At 70.9% G+C, this 18,989-nt stretch carries 17 protein-coding genes; 5 read left to right on the plus strand and 12 right to left on the minus strand.

The genetic code is table 11. From position 1 onward, the window contains the following. Positions 1-106: 106 nt before the first annotated feature. The 4 genes from AB0B68_RS26985 to AB0B68_RS27000 all read right to left on the minus strand — a co-directional run bounded on the left by AB0B68_RS26985 (position 107) and on the right by AB0B68_RS27000 (position 4,112). The gene (locus AB0B68_RS26985) at positions 107-742 is read right to left on the minus strand and encodes a hypothetical protein (RefSeq protein WP_357263587.1); all 636 of its coding nucleotides are present in this window, start codon (positions 740-742) and stop codon (positions 107-109) included. Positions 743-755: 13 nt separating this feature from the next. Beyond that, positions 756-1,853 (minus strand): SRPBCC domain-containing protein, encoded by a 1,098-nt coding sequence (locus tag AB0B68_RS26990; protein ID WP_357206291.1) that lies wholly within the window; start codon positions 1,851-1,853, stop codon positions 756-758. Between the two features lie 67 nt (positions 1,854-1,920). Continuing rightward, on the minus strand, positions 1,921-2,970 hold the full coding sequence (locus tag AB0B68_RS26995) for a nitronate monooxygenase (protein ID WP_357263589.1): 1,050 nt from the start codon (positions 2,968-2,970) through the stop codon (positions 1,921-1,923). A gap of 29 nt (positions 2,971-2,999) precedes the next feature. Next, positions 3,000-4,112 (minus strand): hypothetical protein, encoded by a 1,113-nt coding sequence (locus AB0B68_RS27000; protein WP_357263592.1) that lies wholly within the window; start codon positions 4,110-4,112, stop codon positions 3,000-3,002. Positions 4,113-4,262: 150 nt separating this feature from the next. Here AB0B68_RS27000 and AB0B68_RS27005 point away from each other — a divergent pair, with 150 nt between their 5' ends. Further along, positions 4,263-5,213 carry a hypothetical protein gene (locus AB0B68_RS27005; RefSeq protein WP_357263595.1) on the plus strand — a complete coding sequence of 317 codons (951 nt, stop codon included), beginning with the start codon at positions 4,263-4,265 and terminating at the stop codon, positions 5,211-5,213. A 266-nt stretch (positions 5,214-5,479) separates the two neighbouring features. Then, positions 5,480-5,752, plus strand: coding sequence for a hypothetical protein (locus tag AB0B68_RS27010; protein WP_357206283.1), 273 nt, complete (start codon positions 5,480-5,482; stop codon positions 5,750-5,752). A gap of 89 nt (positions 5,753-5,841) precedes the next feature. Here AB0B68_RS27010 and AB0B68_RS27015 read toward each other — a convergent pair whose 3' ends face one another. Further along, on the minus strand, positions 5,842-7,110 hold the full coding sequence (locus AB0B68_RS27015; RefSeq protein WP_357206281.1) for an Nramp family divalent metal transporter: 1,269 nt from the start codon (positions 7,108-7,110) through the stop codon (positions 5,842-5,844). Between the two features lie 263 nt (positions 7,111-7,373). Between AB0B68_RS27015 and AB0B68_RS27020 the strand changes: the two genes are divergently transcribed. The 3 genes from AB0B68_RS27020 to AB0B68_RS27030 all read left to right on the plus strand — a co-directional run bounded on the left by AB0B68_RS27020 (position 7,374) and on the right by AB0B68_RS27030 (position 9,740). Then, positions 7,374-7,781, plus strand: coding sequence for a GntR family transcriptional regulator (locus AB0B68_RS27020; protein WP_112678633.1), 408 nt, complete (start codon positions 7,374-7,376; stop codon positions 7,779-7,781). Positions 7,782-7,866: 85 nt separating this feature from the next. Further along, a complete protein-coding gene (locus tag AB0B68_RS27025) occupies positions 7,867-8,757 on the plus strand; it encodes an ABC transporter ATP-binding protein (protein ID WP_357206278.1) in 891 nt (296 codons plus the stop codon). Further along, positions 8,754-9,740 carry a transporter gene (locus tag AB0B68_RS27030; RefSeq protein WP_357263598.1) on the plus strand — a complete coding sequence of 329 codons (987 nt, stop codon included), beginning with the start codon at positions 8,754-8,756 and terminating at the stop codon, positions 9,738-9,740. The genes AB0B68_RS27025 and AB0B68_RS27030 overlap by 4 nt, the downstream gene beginning before the upstream one ends. Positions 9,741-9,787: 47 nt before the next feature. Here AB0B68_RS27030 and AB0B68_RS27035 read toward each other — a convergent pair whose 3' ends face one another. The 7 genes from AB0B68_RS27035 to mmsA form a co-directional block, all read right to left on the minus strand. Beyond that, positions 9,788-10,876: a crosslink repair DNA glycosylase YcaQ family protein gene (locus tag AB0B68_RS27035; RefSeq protein ID WP_357263601.1), complete on the minus strand. Its 1,089-nt coding sequence runs from the start codon at positions 10,874-10,876 to the stop codon at positions 9,788-9,790. Between the two features lie 70 nt (positions 10,877-10,946). After that, a complete protein-coding gene (locus tag AB0B68_RS27040; RefSeq protein WP_357263604.1) occupies positions 10,947-11,777 on the minus strand; it encodes an ABC transporter permease in 831 nt (276 codons plus the stop codon). Beyond that, a complete protein-coding gene (locus tag AB0B68_RS27045; RefSeq protein WP_357263607.1) occupies positions 11,774-12,739 on the minus strand; it encodes an ATP-binding cassette domain-containing protein in 966 nt (321 codons plus the stop codon). Before AB0B68_RS27045 ends, AB0B68_RS27040 begins: the two co-directional genes overlap by 4 nt. A 165-nt stretch (positions 12,740-12,904) precedes the next feature. Then, positions 12,905-14,110 carry an ROK family transcriptional regulator gene (locus AB0B68_RS27050; protein WP_357263649.1) on the minus strand — a complete coding sequence of 402 codons (1,206 nt, stop codon included), beginning with the start codon at positions 14,108-14,110 and terminating at the stop codon, positions 12,905-12,907. 169 nt (positions 14,111-14,279) lie between these two features. Continuing rightward, positions 14,280-15,383, minus strand: coding sequence for a sugar-binding protein (locus tag AB0B68_RS27055; protein ID WP_357207869.1), 1,104 nt, complete (start codon positions 15,381-15,383; stop codon positions 14,280-14,282). A 52-nt stretch (positions 15,384-15,435) separates the two neighbouring features. After that, positions 15,436-16,734, minus strand: a complete 1,299-nt coding sequence (mmsB, locus tag AB0B68_RS27060) for a multiple monosaccharide ABC transporter permease (protein WP_357207871.1) — start codon at positions 16,732-16,734, stop codon at positions 15,436-15,438. Further along, entirely contained in the window at positions 16,731-18,278 is a 1,548-nt protein-coding gene (gene mmsA, locus AB0B68_RS27065; protein ID WP_357207873.1) for a multiple monosaccharide ABC transporter ATP-binding protein, read from the minus strand. Before mmsA ends, mmsB begins: the two co-directional genes overlap by 4 nt. Between the last annotated feature and the right edge of the window lie 711 nt (positions 18,279-18,989).

The following is an 18,989-nucleotide window of genomic DNA, read 5'->3' on the forward strand; positions in this document are numbered from 1 at the left end:
TCCCTCCGGGTCCCCCGCCGACCCGCCGGGGGCCCCGCCCCCCCCCCCGGCGCGGGGGTGACGGCGGGGGGCGCCCCCACCGCGCGGCCCGCCCACCGCACACGGATCAGCGCGTCCTGGCGTACGCCAGCGGAACGGTCGTGGACTGACCGTCCCAACTGCCGCTCAGCCTGCCCCCGGTCGACCCGTCGGCCCCGGCCCCCGGCCGGCGCACGACGACCAGCTCGACGGTGTCGGTGGCGATGAGCGTGCGGTCCTCGTCGACCACCCGTCGCACCGCGCCGACGGCCGGTACCTGGGCGGCGGCGGTGGCGTCGACGACGACCGTCACCGTCGGTTCACGCACCTCGCGCCGGCCGTCGACCTCGAAGTACTGCTCCGCCTGACCGCTGCCGGTGAGGATCGCGTGGGCGAGCGCGGCCGCGTAGACCGGGTCGACGCAGCCGTCGTACACCCAGCGCTTGCCGAGCACCGAATGCTCGGTGGTGCCGACCAGCCAGCCGTCCGCACCGTCGAGGGGCGCGGCGCGGTAGGTGAGCGGAACATGGTGGACCGGGCCGTCGGCGGCGCCGACCAGCATCGTCTCGATGCCGACCTCGCCGTCCGGGTCGTCGAAGCGGTAGGCGCCCCGGCTGACCACCTCGACTCCGGTCGGTCCGGCGTACCACTGTCGGGTGGGCAGCCAGGCCGTCAGCAGGTCCAGTTTCGTGGGGTGCAGGGTCGCCCTGTGCAGCAATGCCATGACGGCAGCCTAGTCAGAGGCCCGCGCAGGGCTGTCCGCCGATCGTGCAGCTCTCCGGCTCCCGGGCGTTCGGCCGGCTGTCGCGGACGTCGAAGCTGATCGTCTGGGATCCCCCGGCCGCCACGGCGGCTCCGGTGAAGGTGATCACCCGTCGGTCCTGTCGCCAGTTCGCGCCCTCGACGTCGTCGACAGTGGTGCCTTCGGCGAGGGTGACCACCACTGCCCAGTCCGTCACCGGTGCGCCGCCGGGGTTGCCGACCACGATCTCTCCGGTGTAGCCGAACAGTCGGTCGGATTCGGTCTCGTAGCGGGCCGTGACGGGCGCCGGTGGCGGAGGTGGCGCCGCCGACGTGGGCGTCAGCGAGGGCTTCGCCGACGGGGTCCGGCTCGGCCGGGTGGTCGCCGATGCGGTGGCCCGGGAGGGGCGCGCCGAGGGGGTCGCCGTGGAGACGACCGTCGCCCTGCCGGCCGTCGCGGTCGGCGACGCGGACGCGGTCGCGGTCGCTGCTGGCGCGGCGACCGGCTTCGAGTCGCGCGGCAACGTCACCCATGCCGCCGTCCCCGCCAGCAGCACGGCCCCGGCGACCACGGCGACCACCGTGCGACGTCGACGGGGGTTGCGGCCGGCCCTGCCGCGTACGCCGATCAGCGGCAGTTCCGCGGTCATCCCACCGTCGGCCCGGCTCAGGTCGACCTGCTGGAAGGCGAGCCAGTCGAGAATGGCCGGCAGTCGTACCGTCAGCGCCTGCCGGAGCTGTTGCTCGCGTGGCTTCTGCTGCTCGACCGACCACCCGCCGTGCGTGGTGACCTCCCGCACCTCCAGCCGGCAGCCCTGAGTCGTGGCCGTGACGTCACAGGTCACCTCGCTGAGCCGACCGGCCTCGTCGCAGGCCAGCACGAGCAGGTCCGGCTCCTGCCGCTCGGTGACCTCGACCTCGACATCGGCCTGGAAGCCGGGCAGGCCGGCGGTGCGCAGCAGCACCCGGTCCGGTACGCCCTCGACCATCTCGGCCTCGGCGAACCACCGGCCGAGCAACTCCCGATCGGTCAGGGCGCGCCAGACCCGCTCAGCCGGGTGGGACAGCTCGACCTGCGCACCGATCTCGATCACGGCGAGACTCTAACGGGTTGCCCGCCCGGCCTGTCCCGCCCGCCCGAGCCGGTTGCCGACGGCCTGGTCAGCCCCAGCGGCTGGACCGCTCGACCACTGTGGCCAGCGCGGCACGGGCGTCTGCGCTCACCTCGGCGACCACCTGCGCCGCCGGCACGTCCCGGGCCAGCGGGTGCGCCTGCCCGGCCCACAGGTTGGCCACCGATGCGTCCGCGTCGCGCCGGGCGGCGGCGAGCAGGGGCCGCGTCAGGTGCAGCACCTGGGGGTAACCACGCGGTGCCACTGCGTCGTGCTCGCGCAGGAAGTCGTTGGCCACGCCACGGGCCCGCTTACCGGTGTACGCCCGGGTCAACGCGGTCGGTGCGGCACCGGCCACCGCCGCCCGGTGCATCGGCGAACTGCCCGCCTCCGGGCAGCGCAGGAAGGCCGTGCCGAGTTGCGCGGCGGCAGCGCCGGCGGCCAGCACGGCGGCCACCGAGGGGCCGTCGACGAGGCCACCCGCGGCCACCAACGGCCGGTCGCAGCGGGCGGCGGTCAGCCGGAGCAGCGGCAGCAACCCGTAGTCGTCGTCGTCCGGCAGACCACCGCGATGCCCACCGGCCTCGGTGCCCTGCACCACCACCGCGTCCGCACCCAGGTCGGCGGCGGCGGTCGCGGCGTCCGGGCGGGTGACGGTGGCCCACACCTCGGTGCCCCGCTCGCGCAGGGCGGTGACCGCCGCCCGATCGGGCAACCCGAACACGAAGGACACGACCGGGACCGGGTCCGCGAGCAGCGCGGCCAGCTTCTCCGGGTACGCGTCGTCGCCGCCCACCGGCTCGCCCAGGCTCACGCCGCGTTGCGCGGCCTGCGGGGCGAGCCGTTCGGCGTACGCCCGGACGGCGGCCTCGTCGACGCCGCCGGGATCGGGCAGGAAGAGGTTCACACCGAACGGCCGATCGGTACGCGAGCGGACCTCGGCGACGTCGGCGAGCAGCCGGCCGGTGTCGATCATCCCGGCGGCGAGGAAGCCCAGCCCACCCGCGGCGGACACGGCGGCCACCAGCGCGGGCGTGGACGGGCCACCAGCCATCGGGGCGGCGATGATCGGGTGGCGCAACGTGGACAGGATGGACATCCCCCCATCCTGCCGCAGCGCCGGCCCGCTCAGCGGCGCGCGGTGTGTCTCCACCACAGCACGCCGGCGAACCCGAGCAGGACCAGCAGTGTCCCCGCGCCGAGGGCCAGCGGCCAGGCCCGCCCACCCCCTGCGCCGGCCGCTCCGGCAGCCGGACGGACCGCCGTGGGCGACACCGGGTCGACGGACTCCGCGGAGGGCGCGGCGGTGACAATGGTGGCCGTCGCCGGGTAGCGCAGGATCGTCGAGCGGGTGCCGGCTGGCTGACCGGCGGACTCGGAGACGGTCAGCAACGACCGGCCGTCGCGACTGTAGGTGATCGACTCGCCCTGGGGCTCGTCCGGCAACGGGGTGATCCGCGGGGTGCCGGTGGTCAACGCGCGGACCACGTCGCCGTCGGGGACGTCGTACTCGAAGGCGTCGGCGTAGCTGCGCAGCACCACCCGCCGTCCGTCCGGTGCGCTGGCCGCGCCGGTGATCACGCCGCGCCCCAGGAACGAGAACGGGTTGCTGGTCGTGGTCGAGGGCACTGTCACCTGACCGAGCGCGGTCAGCGGCGTCGTCGCGTCCGGCCGCAACGCGGTGGCAGGCGCGTAGAGGAAGACAGTGCCGCTGCCGCCCTTGGTGACGATCAGCGGCCGACCGGAGGCGTCGAGCAGCAGCGCCTCGGCGTCGTGCGGACGGTCCGGGTAGGTCATCCGGTGCAGCACCGGCTGCTTCGCGCCCGGTGCCAGCCGCCACACGCCGACCGTCGGCCGGGAGCGGTCGTTGTCACCGATGTCGGCCACCCAGACGGTGCCGTCCCGGCCGATGGCCAGGTCCTCGGTGTCGCGGGGCCGGGACGGGAAGGAGACGGTGCGCACCACGGCGCAGCGCTGGTCGAGGTAGAAGATCCGGCGGCGGGCCTCGTCGTCGGCCCCGTCGTTGATCACCACGTACCCGTCGTCGGTGGCTACCATCCCGGAGATCTCGCGCAGCCGGTCGTCGCGCACCTGGCAGACCGGCGTCCCCGCTGCCGCGCCCGCCGTGGCAGCGCCCGGCACCAGCACCACGGCCGGCGGCAGCACGCCCGCGAGCAACACGGTCACCACCGCCCCCGCACGAGCACGCCGCCCCCAGGTCAACCGTCCACGTACCCGCATCGCCCACCCTCCTCGTCGCGGCCGTGACCGGCCACCCGCCCATCCTGGCCGATCCCGGCCACGGTCGGTGGTGATCGGGGGGACGCGCCGGGACCCCTGGTCGATGTACTGTCGCTCAGCCTGATCTTCACGCCGGGGGTGGACATGTCCGTGAGCGACACCGCGCCGGCCACCCGGTTCGCACGGCGGCTGCTGCGCCGCCTCGGCCGGCCAGCCAGCGGCGCCGCCGTCGCCTGGGTGCCGCTCGCCGCTGTCGTCTGCGGCCTCTTCACCGGCGCCCTGGCCAGCCGGGCCGCCTGGGAGACCTCCCGACCGCAACCCGACCGGGCCGAGGCCGCCGCCATCCTCACCGAGATCTTTCCCGGCCACGACCTCGGCGAGATCGACACCCCGCCGGCGCTCTTCGTCGTCTACGGGCACGCGCTGCGCCTGTCGACGGTCAAGACCCTGGTGCTCGGTGACGGCGGCGAGTACCAGGAGAGCGCCACCGGCGCCGGCGCCCTCGGCGCGCCACCGGCGCCCGCCGAGCAGATCGTCACGGTGGCCCGGGAGCGCCTGACCGGTGCCGGCTGGCGGGTGTACGACCCACAGGTCTCTGACCGCGTGACCTGCGCGGACAAGATGTGCGCCACCCCGCGGGCGGTCATCGACACCGCGCTGACCGCCCGACGTGGCGACACCATCCTGAACGCCTCGATCTCCTCGCAGACAGCCGTCGACGCCAACTACCTCTCGGTCGAGCTGCACCGCGCGCCGCCACCCCTGGTGGTCCCCGCCGGGGTGCTCGGCACGGTGCTGGGCGCGGTGGCCGGTTGGCTGGTCTTCGGCTGGGTCAGCCGACGCACCGAGGGACGCCGCAGCCGCGGCACTGTGAACGGTCTGATGGGTGTGGCCACGGTGCTGTGGTGGCTGCCGCTGCCGCTGAGCGTCCCGTCCCTGCTGTCGCACCACCTCGGCGAACCGCACCCGGCCTGGCACCCGTACTGGGAGTGGCTGGGCCAGCCGGCCGCATCGCTGCTCTTCCTGGTCGGCGCGGTGTGCGTGCTGCTGGCGCTGGGGCTGGCCGCCGGTACCCGCCAGGCCGGCACGCCGGCCCGCTGACCGTCACGGCCGGTGTCACCTGCCTGCGCGACCTGGGGTCACCCGCCACGGTACGGACGCCGACCGCCGGCAACTGCCGGCGCGCATGACGCGATACCCCTCTCAAGATCCGCGCAACCACCGGGATGGTGCTGCTTCCGCCGCTGCGGAGGCAGCACTGTCCCGGAAACTGCCGAGATCTCGACTGGCGTGCCGGCCTGACTGGGGCGCTGGCGGGTAGGCAGCGGCCCGGCGGCATGTCGACACCCGCCGGGTGGGAGGCTCCGATGAGCACGTACCGGGATGATCAGGGCGAAACGTTTCCTCCTCCGGAGGCGGATGCCCAGGAGCAACGACAGGACGCGTTCGACGTCGGGCCGCCGGACCGGGTGTCGGGTGACGTCGACCCCGAAGCGTCCGAGGCGGACCTGGCCGAGCAGGGCGCCCTCCCGGCGGGCACGCTGGAGGAGGTCACCTCGCTGCCTGCCGACGCCAACCCGGCGGACGCCCTCGAACAGCTCCAGGAGATTCCCGTCCGCGACGAGGGCCGTCGGACGTGACGCGTGAGGTCAGGCTTCGATCCCCTGGCGCTCAGCGGGTCCGGATCCCGTTCAGTACGACATCGAGGTAGTGGCGACCGGCGGCCTACTCACCCGGCGACGACCTGCCAGAGCAGGAAGGCGTTGAGCGCGACCACCAGCACGGCCACCAGGGACGCCGCGGCGGTGGTGAGCGGATGGTTGACCAGGTTGCCCATCAGGTCGCGTCGGCGGGTGAAGGCGACCACCGGGATCAGTGCGAACGGGATGCCGAAGCTGAGGATGACCTGGGACAGCACGAGCGCCCGGGTCGGGTCGAGGCCGATGGCGAGCACGGCCAACGCGGGCAGCAGGGTGACCAGCCGACGCAGCAGCAGCGGTACCCGCCGCCGCAGGAAGCCCTGCATGATCACCTCTCCGGCGTAGGTGCCGACGCTCGTGGAGGCGAGCCCCGAGACCAGCAGTGCGACGGCGAAGCCGAACGCGGCGGCGGTCCCGATGGTCTGGCCGAGCCCGGCGTGCACCCCTTCCAGGCTCTCCGCGCCACCCGGGCCGCCACCACGGAAGCTCGCCGCGGCGATCAGCAGCATGGCGAGGTTGACCGCGCCGGCGGCGCTCAGGGCGAGCAGCACGTCGGTGCGCTGGCCGCGGAACAGGATCCGACGCTCGCCGTCGTCGGCGGCAGGGATGCGATCGCGGGTGAGCGCGGAGTGCACGTAGATGACGTGCGGCATGACTGTCGCGCCGAGGATGCCGGCGGCCAGCAGCACGCTGTCGGTGCCCTGTAGGCGCGGCACCATGCCGGCCATGGCCGAGCCGGGATCGGAGCCGGAGGCGAGCAGGTTGGCGGCGAAGGCCAGCACGATCACGCCGAGCAGGACGGCGATGGCGATCTCGAAGGCGCGGTACCCGCGTGAGCGCAACGCCAGCACGGCGAAGGCGGCAGTGCCGATGATGATCCCGCCGGGCAGCAGGGGAATGCCGAAGAGCAGGTACAGGGCGACCGCGCCACCGATCACCTCGGCCAGGTCGGTGGCCATGGCCACCAACTCGGCCTGCACCCACATCACCCGGTTCAGCGGTCGGGGCAGGCGTTCCCGGCACAGCTCGGGCAGGCTGCGCCCGGTGGCCAGCCCGAGCTTCGCGGTGAGCGTCTGCACCAGCATCGCCATCAGGTTCGCCACCACCACGACCCAGACCAGCAGGTAGCCGTAGCGGGCCCCGGCGGCGGAGTTGGTGGCGAAGTTGCCGGGGTCGACGTACGCGACGGCGGCGACGAACGCCGGGCCGAGCAGGATCAACCGCCCGCGTACGCGGCCCCGGGCGCGAGCGGCCTGTAGTGGAGTCGCCCTCGACGTCGTCAGTTCGTTGGTGACCATCGAACACCTCCCGTCCACGCGGATCGCTGCCGGTCCCTTCCCCCCGTGCTGACCCTCGGGTGCCAACCGGTGGCCTGCCGGTGCCACCTGGGTCGGCCCGCCTGGCAGGACTCGATGCGCCCGCCGGCACGCAACGCGGCGCGCCGGGCGAGACGCGCCGCGCCCGAACAGAACGTGCCCCGTCGGGCTTGACAGCCGGTGGGCCACCGATGAAGCTGTCTATTAGTCCTACTGTCGTAGGACAACAGGAAGGATCATCGGGAGTGATCGAGTTCGTACTGGACAGCCGGTCGAAGGTGAACACCTACATGCAGCTCGTGCAGCAGGTGAAACAGGCGCTCCGGGTTGGCCTGCTGACGCCGGGCGACCAGTTGCCGAAGGTCCGGGACGTCGCGCAATCCCTGGCGATCAACCCGAACACGGTGCTGAAGGCGTACCGGGAGTTGGAGATCGAGGGTCTGGTCGGCGGCCGACCCGGGGTGGGCACGTTCGTCCAGCGCACGCTGGCCAGCGCGTCCCTGCCCAACCAGGCCGAGCTGCGCGACGACCTGGTCGCGTGGCTGCACCGGGCGCAGGCGGCCGGCCTCACGGCGGAGGACGTCATCGCCCTGGTGGAGACGACGCTGCGCGCCACCCTCGCCGACGACGCCCCACAGAAGGAGCCTGCGTGAGCGAGCAGGGCGAACGAAGCATCAGGCACCACGAGCGCTCGCGCGACCGCGAAGCGGTGGCGTGAACGGAACGAGAGGACAAGGAATGGACATGGTCTTGGAGGCAGACCGGCTCGGCAAGCGGTACGGCAGCACCTGGGCGTTGCGGGACTGCTCGCTGCATCTGCCGGCCGGCCGGATCGCCGCGCTGGTCGGGCCGAACGGCGCGGGTAAGAGCACGCTGCTGCACCTGGCCGTCGGGCTGCTCAAGCCCGATGCCGGTGCGGTCCGGGTGTTCGGCCGATCCCCGTACGGCGACACCGAGGGCCTGGCCGACATCGGCTTCGTCGCCCAGGACACCCCGCTGTACCGGGACTTCACGGCGGCCGAGTTGGTCATCGCCGGCGGCAAGCTGAACAAGCGGTGGGACGCGGCGTTGGCCCGTCAGCGACTGGCGCAGCTCGGCATCCCGCCGGACAAGCCGGTCGGCAAGCTCTCCGGCGGTCAACGGGCCCAGGTCGCGCTGGCTCTGGCGCTGGCGAAGCAGCCCCGACTGCTGCTGCTCGACGAGCCGGTCGCCAGCCTCGACCCGCTGGCGCGACGGGAGTTCCTCCAGTCGCTGATGGGCAGCGTCGCGGAGTCGGGCACCACCGTCCTGCTCTCCTCGCACCTGCTGGCCGACCTGGAACGGGTCTGTGACTACCTGATCGTGCTGAACGCCTCCCAGGTGCAGCTCACCGGCGCGGTCGACGACCTGGTCGCCGAGCACCGGCAGCTCGTCGGGCCACGACACGACGGCGGCGTCATCGGGGGCGTCGCCGCAGTGATCCGGGCCAGCCACACCGACCGGCAGTCCACTCTGCTGGTCCGCGCCAACGGGCCGGTCACCGATCCGGCCTGGACGGTCCGCGAGGTGAGCCTGGAGGACGTCGTGCTGGCATACCTGGCCGACGGCACCACGAAGACCAGTCACAGCGAGTGGGGGGTAGCAGCATGATCTGGTTGACCTGGCGGCAACACCGCAAGCAGGCGTTCTACACGCTGCTGGCGCTCGCCGCGCTCGCCGCCCTGCTGGTACCGATCGGCATCGCGATGCGGCACACCTTCGCCGACCTCGGACTTACCGACTGTGCCAGCCAACTCGCCCGCGCCGACGTGGCGCAGGCGACCCGGGAGACCTGCGACGCGGGGTTCCACCGCTTCAGCAACAAGTACGGCAGCCTGAACCTGGTGGCCGTACTGCTGATCACCCTGCCGGCGCTTGTCGGCCTGTTCTGGGGTGCCCCGCTCGTCGCCCGCGAGGTGGAGCAGGGCACGCACCGGTTCGTCTGGACCCAGGGCGTCGGTCGGACCCGCTGGGCCGTGGTGAAGTTCGGGCTGGTGGGCACGGCGGTCGTGCTCCTCGCGGCGGTCTACGGGCTGGGCATGTCGTGGTGGGTCGACCCGCTCACGCAGGCGGCGTTCGAGGGTCGGTTCGGCGTGATCGTCTTCGACCTTCAGGGCGTCGCTCCGATCGGCTACACCCTCTTCGCCGTCGCGCTCGGCGTCTTCGTCGGCACCATCTGGAAGCGGATGCTGCCCGCCATGGGCATCACCCTCGCCGGGTACATCGGGGTACGAGCGGCTGTGGCGATCCTGGCCCGACCGCACTACCAGCCGGCCCGCACCCAGACCTTCCCCATCGAGGGGGAAGGGCCGCCGGAGATCAGCCGGGGGGACTGGGTCCTCGCCCAGGGCATCCGTAACCCCGACGGAGAGTTGATCTCGGACGGCCGGATCCAGTGCCCGCTGGCCGGGAAGGGGCCGGACGGTCGGGTCTGCGGTGCCGAGTTGGGCCTCGAACCGGGCGCGTACAACTGGCAGCTCTACCAACCGGCGGACCGGTTCTGGCTGTTCCAGGGCATCGAGACCGGCATCTTCGTCGCTCTGGCCTTCCTGCTGCTCTACCTCGCCATTCGCCGGGTGCGCCGGATCGCGTAGCTCGACGACGGGTGATCGCCGGGGCCACGGGGCTCGGCGATCACCCGTCAGGGCAGACCCTCGACGGTGAGCGACAGCCAGGACGCCAGGTCGCGCACCTCCTCGTGCACGGCCCGGGTCACCTCCGGGGCGAACGGCACGTCCTCGTGGATGGCGTGCACGGTGAACATGCCGCGCCGCCGATCGGCAGTGGCGTCCACCTTTCCGACCAGCCGGTCGCCGTGCAGGATCGGCAGCGCGAAGTAGCCCCACCGCCGACTCGCCCTGGGCTTGTACATCTCCAGCACGTACTCGTACTCGAAGAGGTCGGCCAGGCGGACCCGATCGTGCACCAGCCGGTCGAACGGTGACAACAATGCCGTACGCCCGGTGAAGGGTTGCCCGAGCGCGGCCGGATCCACCCGCCACTCCCCCACGACGCCCTCGATCACCGCCGGCTCCCCCGCGTCACCGACCTCGGCGGGCTCTCCGGGAACGATGACCGCCTTCCGCCGGGCGATGCCCAGAGCCCGCAGCCGCCGCTCGTTGCGAAGCCGGCGCGCCTGCTCCAGCTCGATGACGGGCACCCCGGACGGATAGACCCGCTCCGCGACGTCCCAGAGCCGCTGCCGCCCCTGGCGGCCCGCGATCGCGACCTCGCCGCGCAGGACCAGGAACTCCAGCATCTGGGTGATGTTGCGGTTGTTCGTCCAACCGGAGGACGGCCAGGGCACGACGCAGGTGTCCGGGATGTCACGGGAGAGCAGTGGGCCACGGCGGCCGAGCAGGTCGAGCACGTCGCGCCGGAACGAGTCGTTGGCGCGCAGCCACTCGCGGTGGCGCTCATGACCGGGCGAGGCCGCCATCTCGGCGAGGAAGAGCCCCAGGTCGTCCATCGGTCGCACCATCGCGTGGTGCTCGAAGAGCGTCCGGTCCCGTTCGAGGGCCTCGCGCATGTGCGCTGGCTGGTACGACGAGCCGAGCCGGCTCCAGCAGACGAGGTCGGCGCTGGGCGCGACAGCGGCGGTCGGGTCGATCTGCACCAGCGTCAACTGGCGGACCACGGTCAGCAGGTCGGTCGGACGCGGAGCGGCCAGCAGCTGGGCCCGGATGGCGATCCGCCGCGCCTGGGCCCGATCGAGTCGGTGCACATCCACGCCGGTGAGCCTAACGACGACCACCGACACCGATCGGGCCCAGAGAGTCGAACCCCGCGTCCGTTCGGGCTCAGCCGGCCAGCCGTCGGTACCGGGCCACCGAGAGCGGCAGGAAAACCGCGACCAGGACGAGCGGCCAGAGCACCGCCAGCACCGGGTAGTGCTGCGCCGCCCAGGAGTCGCCGCCCCAACCGGGGTTGCCGAACAGCTCACGGGTGGCACCGACGGTCGCCGACAGCGGGTTCCACGCGGCCACCGCACCGAGCCAGGCGGGCATTGTGGACGGTGCGACGAACGCGTTGGAGAGGAAGCCGAGCGGAAACTCCAGGGTCTGCACGGCCACCACGGCCGTCTGCCCGCGGGTGACCAACCCGAGGAAGATGCCGACCCAGATCAGGGCGAAGCGCAGCAGCAGGATCAACCCCACCGCCGCCAGCGTGGCACCGACCCCACCGTGTGCCCGCCACCCGATCGCGAGACCGGTCAGCAGCAGGACCCCGAGGGTGACCAGCGCGAACAGCATGTCGGCCACGGCCCGGGCCGCCAGCGGCGCCAGCGGTGAGACGGGCATCGACCGGAGCCGGTCGGTCACCCCGCGCTCCAGGTCCTCGGCAACGGCGATCGTGGTGAGACTGATGCCGAAGACCATGGTCATCACGAACATGCCCGGCATCAGGAACTCTCGGTAGCTCCCACCGCCGGGCACCTGCAACGCGCCACCGAACAGGTAGGCGAACATCAGCACGATCAGGATGTTGAAGCCGAGCGAGGCGACCAGCGGGCCGGGATCGCGTCGCCACCGGGCCAGGGCGCGCCAGATCAACGTGCCGCTGTCGGCCAGGAGGGTGGGCCGGCCGGGCGTCAGATCCACCGGCCGGACCGGCATGCTCACCGCGCTCATGCCGCCACCTCCGCGGTCGCCGCCCGGTGGCCGGTGAGGTGCAGGAACACGTCGTCCAGGGTTGGGCGGCGCAGCGCGACGTCCGCCACCGGGACGTTCACGGCGTCGAGTGCCCGCAACACGTCGACGAGCGCACCGGCCTGGTGGCCGACCCGGACGCTCACCATCCGTCGGTCCACGTCGACAGTCGGTTCGTCGTCGGCCGCCCGGCGTATCTGGGCGACGGCGGCGGCAAGGTCGGTCGGCGCCGCGACGACCACCTCGATGCGATCGCCGCCGAGCCGGGTCTTGAGGTCGTCCGGAGTTCCCTCGGCGATCACCCGGCCGGCCTCGACCACCGAGATCCGGTCGGCGAGTTGGTCGGCCTCGTCCAGTTGCTGGGTGGTCAGCAGCACTGTGGTGCCGGTACGCACCAACTCCCGGACCGACTCCCACACCTCGTTGCGGCCACGCGGGTCCAGCCCGGTGGTGGGCTCGTCGAGGAAGAGAACCGCGGGGGCCAGGATCATGCCGGCCGCCAGGTCGAGCCGTCGGCGCATGCCGCCGGAGTACGTGCTGACCGGCTGCTCGGCGGCGTCGGCGAGACCGAAGCGTTCCAGCAGCTCGACCGCCCGTTGGCGGGCCCGGCGGCGGCCCAGGTGGAACAGCCGGCCGAAGAGAACCAGATTCTGCCGGCCGCTCAGCGCCTCGTCGAGCGCGGGATGCTGTCCTACCAGCCCGATGCGGTAGCGCACCTGATCGGCCTGGTTGGTCACGTCGAAGCCGGCCACCTCGGCACGACCCTCGTCGAGTCGGAGCAGGGTGGTGAGGATCCGTACCGAGGTGGTCTTGCCGGCCCCGTTCGGGCCGAGCAGGCCGCACACGGTTCCCCGCGGCACCCGCAGGTCGAACCCGTCCAGCGCGTACCGGTCCCGATACCGCTTGCGCAGCCCGTGCGCCACTATCGCGTCGGCTCCTGTCATCAGAGCGCTCCCCTCCTGAAACCGTGTCCCCGTTACCGTACAACGTACGATAGAGCGTACGGGAACGCCCATGAAGGCCCGATCGAATGGGGGGCAGAACGGTGCCGGCGGCCGGCGGAGAGCGTCGCGGCCGACGTTGGATCACACGCCGGTGGAAAGTCGCGGCTACTCGGGGTCGGCGGTCCCGACCTGGCCCACGACACCGACGTTCAACGGATCGGCCAGGAGTTTGTCGAACGCCAACTCGGCGGCGCCGATCAGAACGGCGTCGCGGCCGAGCGCCGCCGCGCGCAACCGCAGGTGCTCGCGGGAGGCGGGCAGTGGCATGGTGTCGAGCCGGTCCCGGACCACGTCCGCACCGGCGGTGAAGATGTCGCGCAGCGAGCCACCGAACACCACGGCGTCCGGGTTGACCACGTTGACCAGGTTCGCCACGCCGAAACCGAGCCAGTCCGCCACCTGCTCGACCGCCGCGCGGGCGGTCGGGTCGCCGGCAGCCGCGGCGCGCAGGACCTCGGCCACCGCCGCGCGGTCGCTCGGATCACGGCCGGCGTGCCGCAACAGCGCGGCTTCGGAGATCTCGGTTTCCCAGCAGCCGCGTGAACCGCAGCCGCACGGCAGGCCGTTGGGGTTGACGACCATGTGGCCGACCTTGCCGCTGTGGCCCCGGTGGCCGATCACCAGTCGGCCGCCGACGATGATGCCGGCGCTGATGCCCAGGTCTCCGTGCAGGTAGATGACGTCGTCGATGCCGACCGCGACGCCCCTGGCGTGCTCGGCCAGGCCGGCGATGTCCGCCAGGTCCCCGGCGACGAAACCAGGCCCGGTGCTGAACTCCGCCTCCAGCGCGACGCCGAGCGTTTCGTCGATGCTGGCGATCCGGAGCCTGCCGTCCGGGTCGCGGGTGGTGTCGGTGACCGCCGCGGCGCCGCCGACCAGCAGGCCGTCGCCGGCCACCGAGCGTTCCATGTCACGGACCAGGTCGCCGAGGGGTCCGACGGCGTCGATCGCCGACATGCCGCTGGGGCGAGGGATCTCCCGCAGATCGAGGATCTGCCCGCCCAGGCCGACCCGGGCGGCACGCAGCCGGTCCGCGTCGATGCTCAACGCGTGTGCGTAGACCCGGTCGGAGCGAGGGCTGACCACGAGTGAGGGTCGGCCGGCGCGGCGGGTGGTGGCCGGCACCTCCTCGGTGACCAGGCCGCTGGTGACCAGGTCGGCCGCGAGGGCGCCGATGGTGCTTCGGTTGAGGCCGAGCCGGCTGGTCAGCTCGGCCCGGGACGTCGGTCCGTGCAGGTGGACGTAGCGCAGCACAGCGCCGAGGTTCTGCCGCCGGATCTCCTCCTGGCTGGCGCCGGGGAGCGCCGGCAGCGGGGTTTCCGCGTTGCGGCCGACGCCGGCTGGCCTGGCCCGTACTGGTGTCGCCACGGTCAGACCTCCTTCCGGGTCGAGGCCGGTTGGTGCGGGGGTGCAGGGACGACGATGGGTCCCGGTAGAGGAGACCCGGGACCCATCGGCGTTGCTACCTACCGTGCGGTGATTACTTGGTGAGCGGCGCGAGCTTCGGGTCGTTGGCGTACGCCTCAGCCGCGTTCGCCTTGGTGACGGCGACCGGCGGGAGCAGGTACGTGTCGACGACCTTGCTGCCGTTGTTGTAGGACTTGGTGTCGTTCACCTGCGGCTGGTCGCCGGCCTGGAGAGCCTTGACCATGTTGATGGTCTCCTTCACCAGGTTGCGGGTGTCCTTGTTGATCGTCATGTACTGCTCGCCCTTGACGATCGACTTGACCGACTCGACCTCGGAGTCCTGGCCGGTGACGACCGGGGTCGGCTTGCCAGCACCCTTGACCGAGGTCAGGATGGCGCGGGCCAGCGTGTCGTTCGGGGAGAGGACGCCGTCCAGCTCCTTGTTGCCGTAGGTCGAGGTCAGCAGCTGGTCCATGCGGGCCTGCGCACCCTCGGCCTTCCAGCCCTGGATGGCGGTCTGCTTGACGTCCTTCTGACCCGAGGCGACGACGACGTTGCCCTTGTCGATCTCCGGCTTGAGCACGTCCATCGCGCCGTTGAAGAAGACACCGGCGTTGTTGTCGTCCGGCGAGCCGGAGAACAGCTCGATGTTGTACGGGCCGTTCGGCTTCTTGGCCTTCATGCCGTCCAGCAGGGCCTGGCCCTGGAGCTGGCCGACCTTGAAGTTGTCGAAGGCGACGTAGTAGTCGAGGTCCGGGGTGTTCGTGATGAGCCGGTCGTAGGCGATGACCTTCACACCGGCCGTGTGGGCCGCCGCGACCTGGGTCGACAGCTGCGCGGCGTCGGTCGCGCCGATGACGATGACCTTGGCGCCCTTGGTGACCATGGCGGTGATCTGAGCCTGCTGGTCGGCGACAGTGGTCGACGCGCCGGCGTACTGCACGTCACCCTGGAAGCCGGCCTCCTTGAGACCGTTGCTGAACAGGTCACCGGCGAGGACCCAGTTCTCCGAGGTCTTGGCCGGCAGGGCCACGCCGATCAGCGAGTTCGCCGGGAAGCCCTTGGCGGCCTCGCCGCCGGAGCCGCTGTCGCCGTCGCGGCCGGAACCGCAGCCGGCGAGGGCCAGCATCGCGGCGGCACTGATGGCCACCACCGAAGTGCCGAAGAATTTACGCATGGTGAGGACTTGCCTTTCTAGATGGTGAGGCGGGTAGAGAGGTCGGTGGCCGTCAGCCGGACACCGCTGCCTTGGCGGGCTCGCGCTCCGCGTCCGGCGGTGAGGCGGGTGGGGCGGAGTCCTCGCGGCGGAACGGCCGCATCAGGCTCCCGATGATGGAGAAGCGCCCCTGGCTCTTGTTGTAGACGTCGATCGCGACGGCCAGCAGCAGGACCAGACCCTTGATGATCTGGACGCGGTCGGTGCCGACACCCATGAGCTGGAGGCCGTTGTTGAGCACGGCCATGACGAGACCACCGACGATGGAGCCGCTGATGGTGCCGATACCGCCGGCGACGGCCGCGCCACCGATGAAGACGGCGGCGATGGCGTCCAGTTCCCAGCCGTTGCCGTCCTGCGGTCCGGAGGCCGCCGAACGGGCCACGAAGATCATGCCGGCCAGGGCAGCCAGGACGGACATGTTCATCATGACGAAGAAGTTGACCCGCTTGAGCTTCACACCGGACAGCTCGGCCGCCCGGGAGTTGCCGCCCACCGCGTAGATGTGCCGGCCACCGGCCGTGTTGCGGGTGTAGAAGGAGTACGCGATGACCAGGACCAGCAGGATGATGCCGGAGATCGGGAAGCTGGTGCCGACGCGACCGCTGGCGAAGCGCAGCGCCGCGAAGGCGATCACGCCGACCATGATGGCCATCCGCAGGATGGAGATCCACATGGGTGCCGGGTCGGCGTCCATCGCCCGTCGGGTCTTGCGGGCCTGGATCTCCCGCCACACCACCGCCAATGCCGCGGCCAGGCCGAGGAGCAGCGTGGCGTTGTTGTAGCCGGTGTTCGGGCCGAACTCGGGCAGGAAGCCGGAGCCGATTTCCCGGAAGCCCTCCGGCACCGGGACGGTGCTGGCGTTACCGATGAACTGGTTGCCGCCCCGGAAGAGCAGCATGCCGGCCAGGGTGACGATGAACGCCGGCACCCCGATGTAGGCCACCCAGAAGCCCTGCCAGGCGCCGATCGCCGCGCCGATGGCGAGGCCGAACACGATGGCAGCGGGCCAGGGAAGGTCCCACTCGGTCATCGACTTGGCGACCAGGATGCCGGCGAAGGCCGCGACGGAGCCGACCGAGAGGTCGATGTGCCCGGCCACGATCACCATGAGCATGCCGATGGCCAGAATCAGAATGTACGAGTTCTGCTGGAACAGCGCGATCAGGTTGTCCGACCGCAGGGTGAGGCCGTCCGTCAGGATCTGGAACAGGACGACGATCGCCACCAGGGTGAAGATCATTCCGAACTGGCGAGCGTTGGAGGTGGTGCCTCCGAACAGGTTCTTCTGAAGGTCCTTCAATCGGCTCATCGTGTGGCCATCTTCTTCGTAGAGGTCATCTGCTTCATGAGGGTTTCCGGGGTGGCGTCGGCCCGGGCGATCTCGCCCGTGATGGCGCCTTCGAACACGGTGTAGATGCGGTCGCACAGCCCGATCAGCTCAGGCAGCTCCGAGGAGATGACGATGACGCCCTTCCCCTGGTCGGCGAGCCGCTGGATGATGCCGTAGATCTCGTACTTGGCGCCCACGTCGATGCCGCGCGTCGGCTCGTCGAGGATCAGCAGGTCCGGGTCGGTGAACATCCACTTGGCCAGGACGACCTTCTGCTGGTTGCCGCCGGAGAGCTTGGAGACGCTCTCGTCGACCGTCGGGGCCTTGGTCCGCAACTCCTTGCGGTACGACTCAGCCGCCTGGTATTCCTCGACCTCGTTCAGGACGCCGTGGTGCGTGATCTTGGACAGCTTGGCGGCCACCGTCGACGTCTTGATGTCGTCGAGCAGGTTGAGGCCGATCGCCTTGCGGTCCTCGCTGACGTAGGCGAGACCGTTGTCGATGGCATCCGCCACCGACTTCAGCACGATCTCCTTGCCGTCCTTGATGATCGTGCCCGACTCGAACACCCCGTAGGAGCGGCCGAAGACACTCATCGCGAGTTCCGTGCGGCCCGCGCCCATGAGACCGGCGAAGCCGACGATCTCGCCGCGGCGCACCACGAAGCTCTCGTTCTTGCAGACCTGCCGCTCGGCGGAGATCGGGTGCCGGACGTTCCAGTCGCGGACCTCGAAGAAGACGTCGCCGATCTTCGGGGTGTGGTCCGGGAACCGGCTGCTCAGCTCCCGGCCGACCATGCCCCGCACGATCCGGTCCTCGTCGACCCCGTCCGCCTTGACGTCGAGGGTCTCCACGGTCCGGCCGTCGCGCAGGATGGTGATCTGGTCGGCGATCGCCTCGATCTCGTTCAGCTTGTGCGAAATCATGATCGAGGTGATGCCGCGGGAGCGGAACCCGCGCAGCAGGTCCAGCAGGTGCTTGGAGTCGGCCTCGTTGAGCGCCGCAGTGGGCTCGTCGAGGATGAGCAGCTTCACGTCCTTGGCGAACGCCTTGGCGATCTCGACGAGCTGCTGCTTGCCGACCCCGATGTCCTTGATCAGGGTGTCCGGGTCCTCTTCCAGACCGACCCGGGCCATCAGGTCCAGCGCCATCCGGTTCGCGGCCTTCCAGTCGATCGCGCCCCGCTTGCGCGGTTCGTTGCCGAGGAAGATGTTCTCGGCGATCGACATCCCTGGAATGAGCGCGAGCTCCTGGTGGATGATCACGATGCCGGCGTTCTCACTGGCCCGGATGTCGGAGAACTTGCTCTCCGACCCCTGGTAGATGATCTTGCCGTCGTAGGTGCCGTGTGGGTACACCCCGCTGAGGACCTTCATCAGGGTGGACTTGCCCGCACCGTTCTCGCCGCAGATGGCATGGATCTCGCCGGCGCGAACCACCAGGTTGACGTCGGAGAGGGCCTTGACTCCGGGGAACTCCTTGGTGATGGAGCGCATCTCAAGGAGGGTGGGCACGTTGCTCATTGCTCGTACCACCTCGCCAACGTCATCGGTTGCCTCCGGAAGGTTGAACCTTCACTTGGTTTTGTTGTTGACGGCAACGTATTGCGGCCGGAGGGCCATCCGCAAGGCGAGGGACTGTTGAAAAAGTAACAATCCGGCAATATAGACGTAGCAGAGTATTCGCCTGTCACTGCTACCTCAGGAGCCCCTTCGGGCACCTTGGCCTGCCGGTGGCAACGTTGTCAAATGTAGCGCGACGGCGCGATCAGCTCGGATCATCCTCGACAGGCCCGCCACCAGGCACGATCCACTACCGGCCGAGCGCGGGCGGCGGGTGGGCGGTCTCGTCGTCATCGAGTGATCGTGATTCGACCAGGACGCCGACGTCGCACCCACGACGCGACGACGACCGATGGCCGACGGTGTGACCCACGCCTCGGTCCTGAGGCCCGATCGACAATGATCGTCTCCTCAGGTGCGCGACCAGGAGTGGGACGTGCGACTTAACGTCCCTTAAGAGCGGATCGTACCCAGTTCGTACTGTCTCCGTCTCCACGGCGGAGACGCCGAGGGCGCCGCTCGCTTCACGAATGAGTTGGACCGGGAGTGCAGGGCTCGGCGAGCGGTGGAAGGGCCGGTCTTCCCCCGACTGGGCAGTTCATGCCTGCCCGACCCAGCAGCCGACCGCGGTGCTATCTTAGGGACCCTAAGCTATTTCCTAGTGAAGCAAAG

Origin of the sequence: Micromonospora sp. NPDC049049, assembly GCF_040649115.1 — a bacterium.
Lineage (GTDB): Bacteria > Actinomycetota > Actinomycetes > Mycobacteriales > Micromonosporaceae > Micromonospora.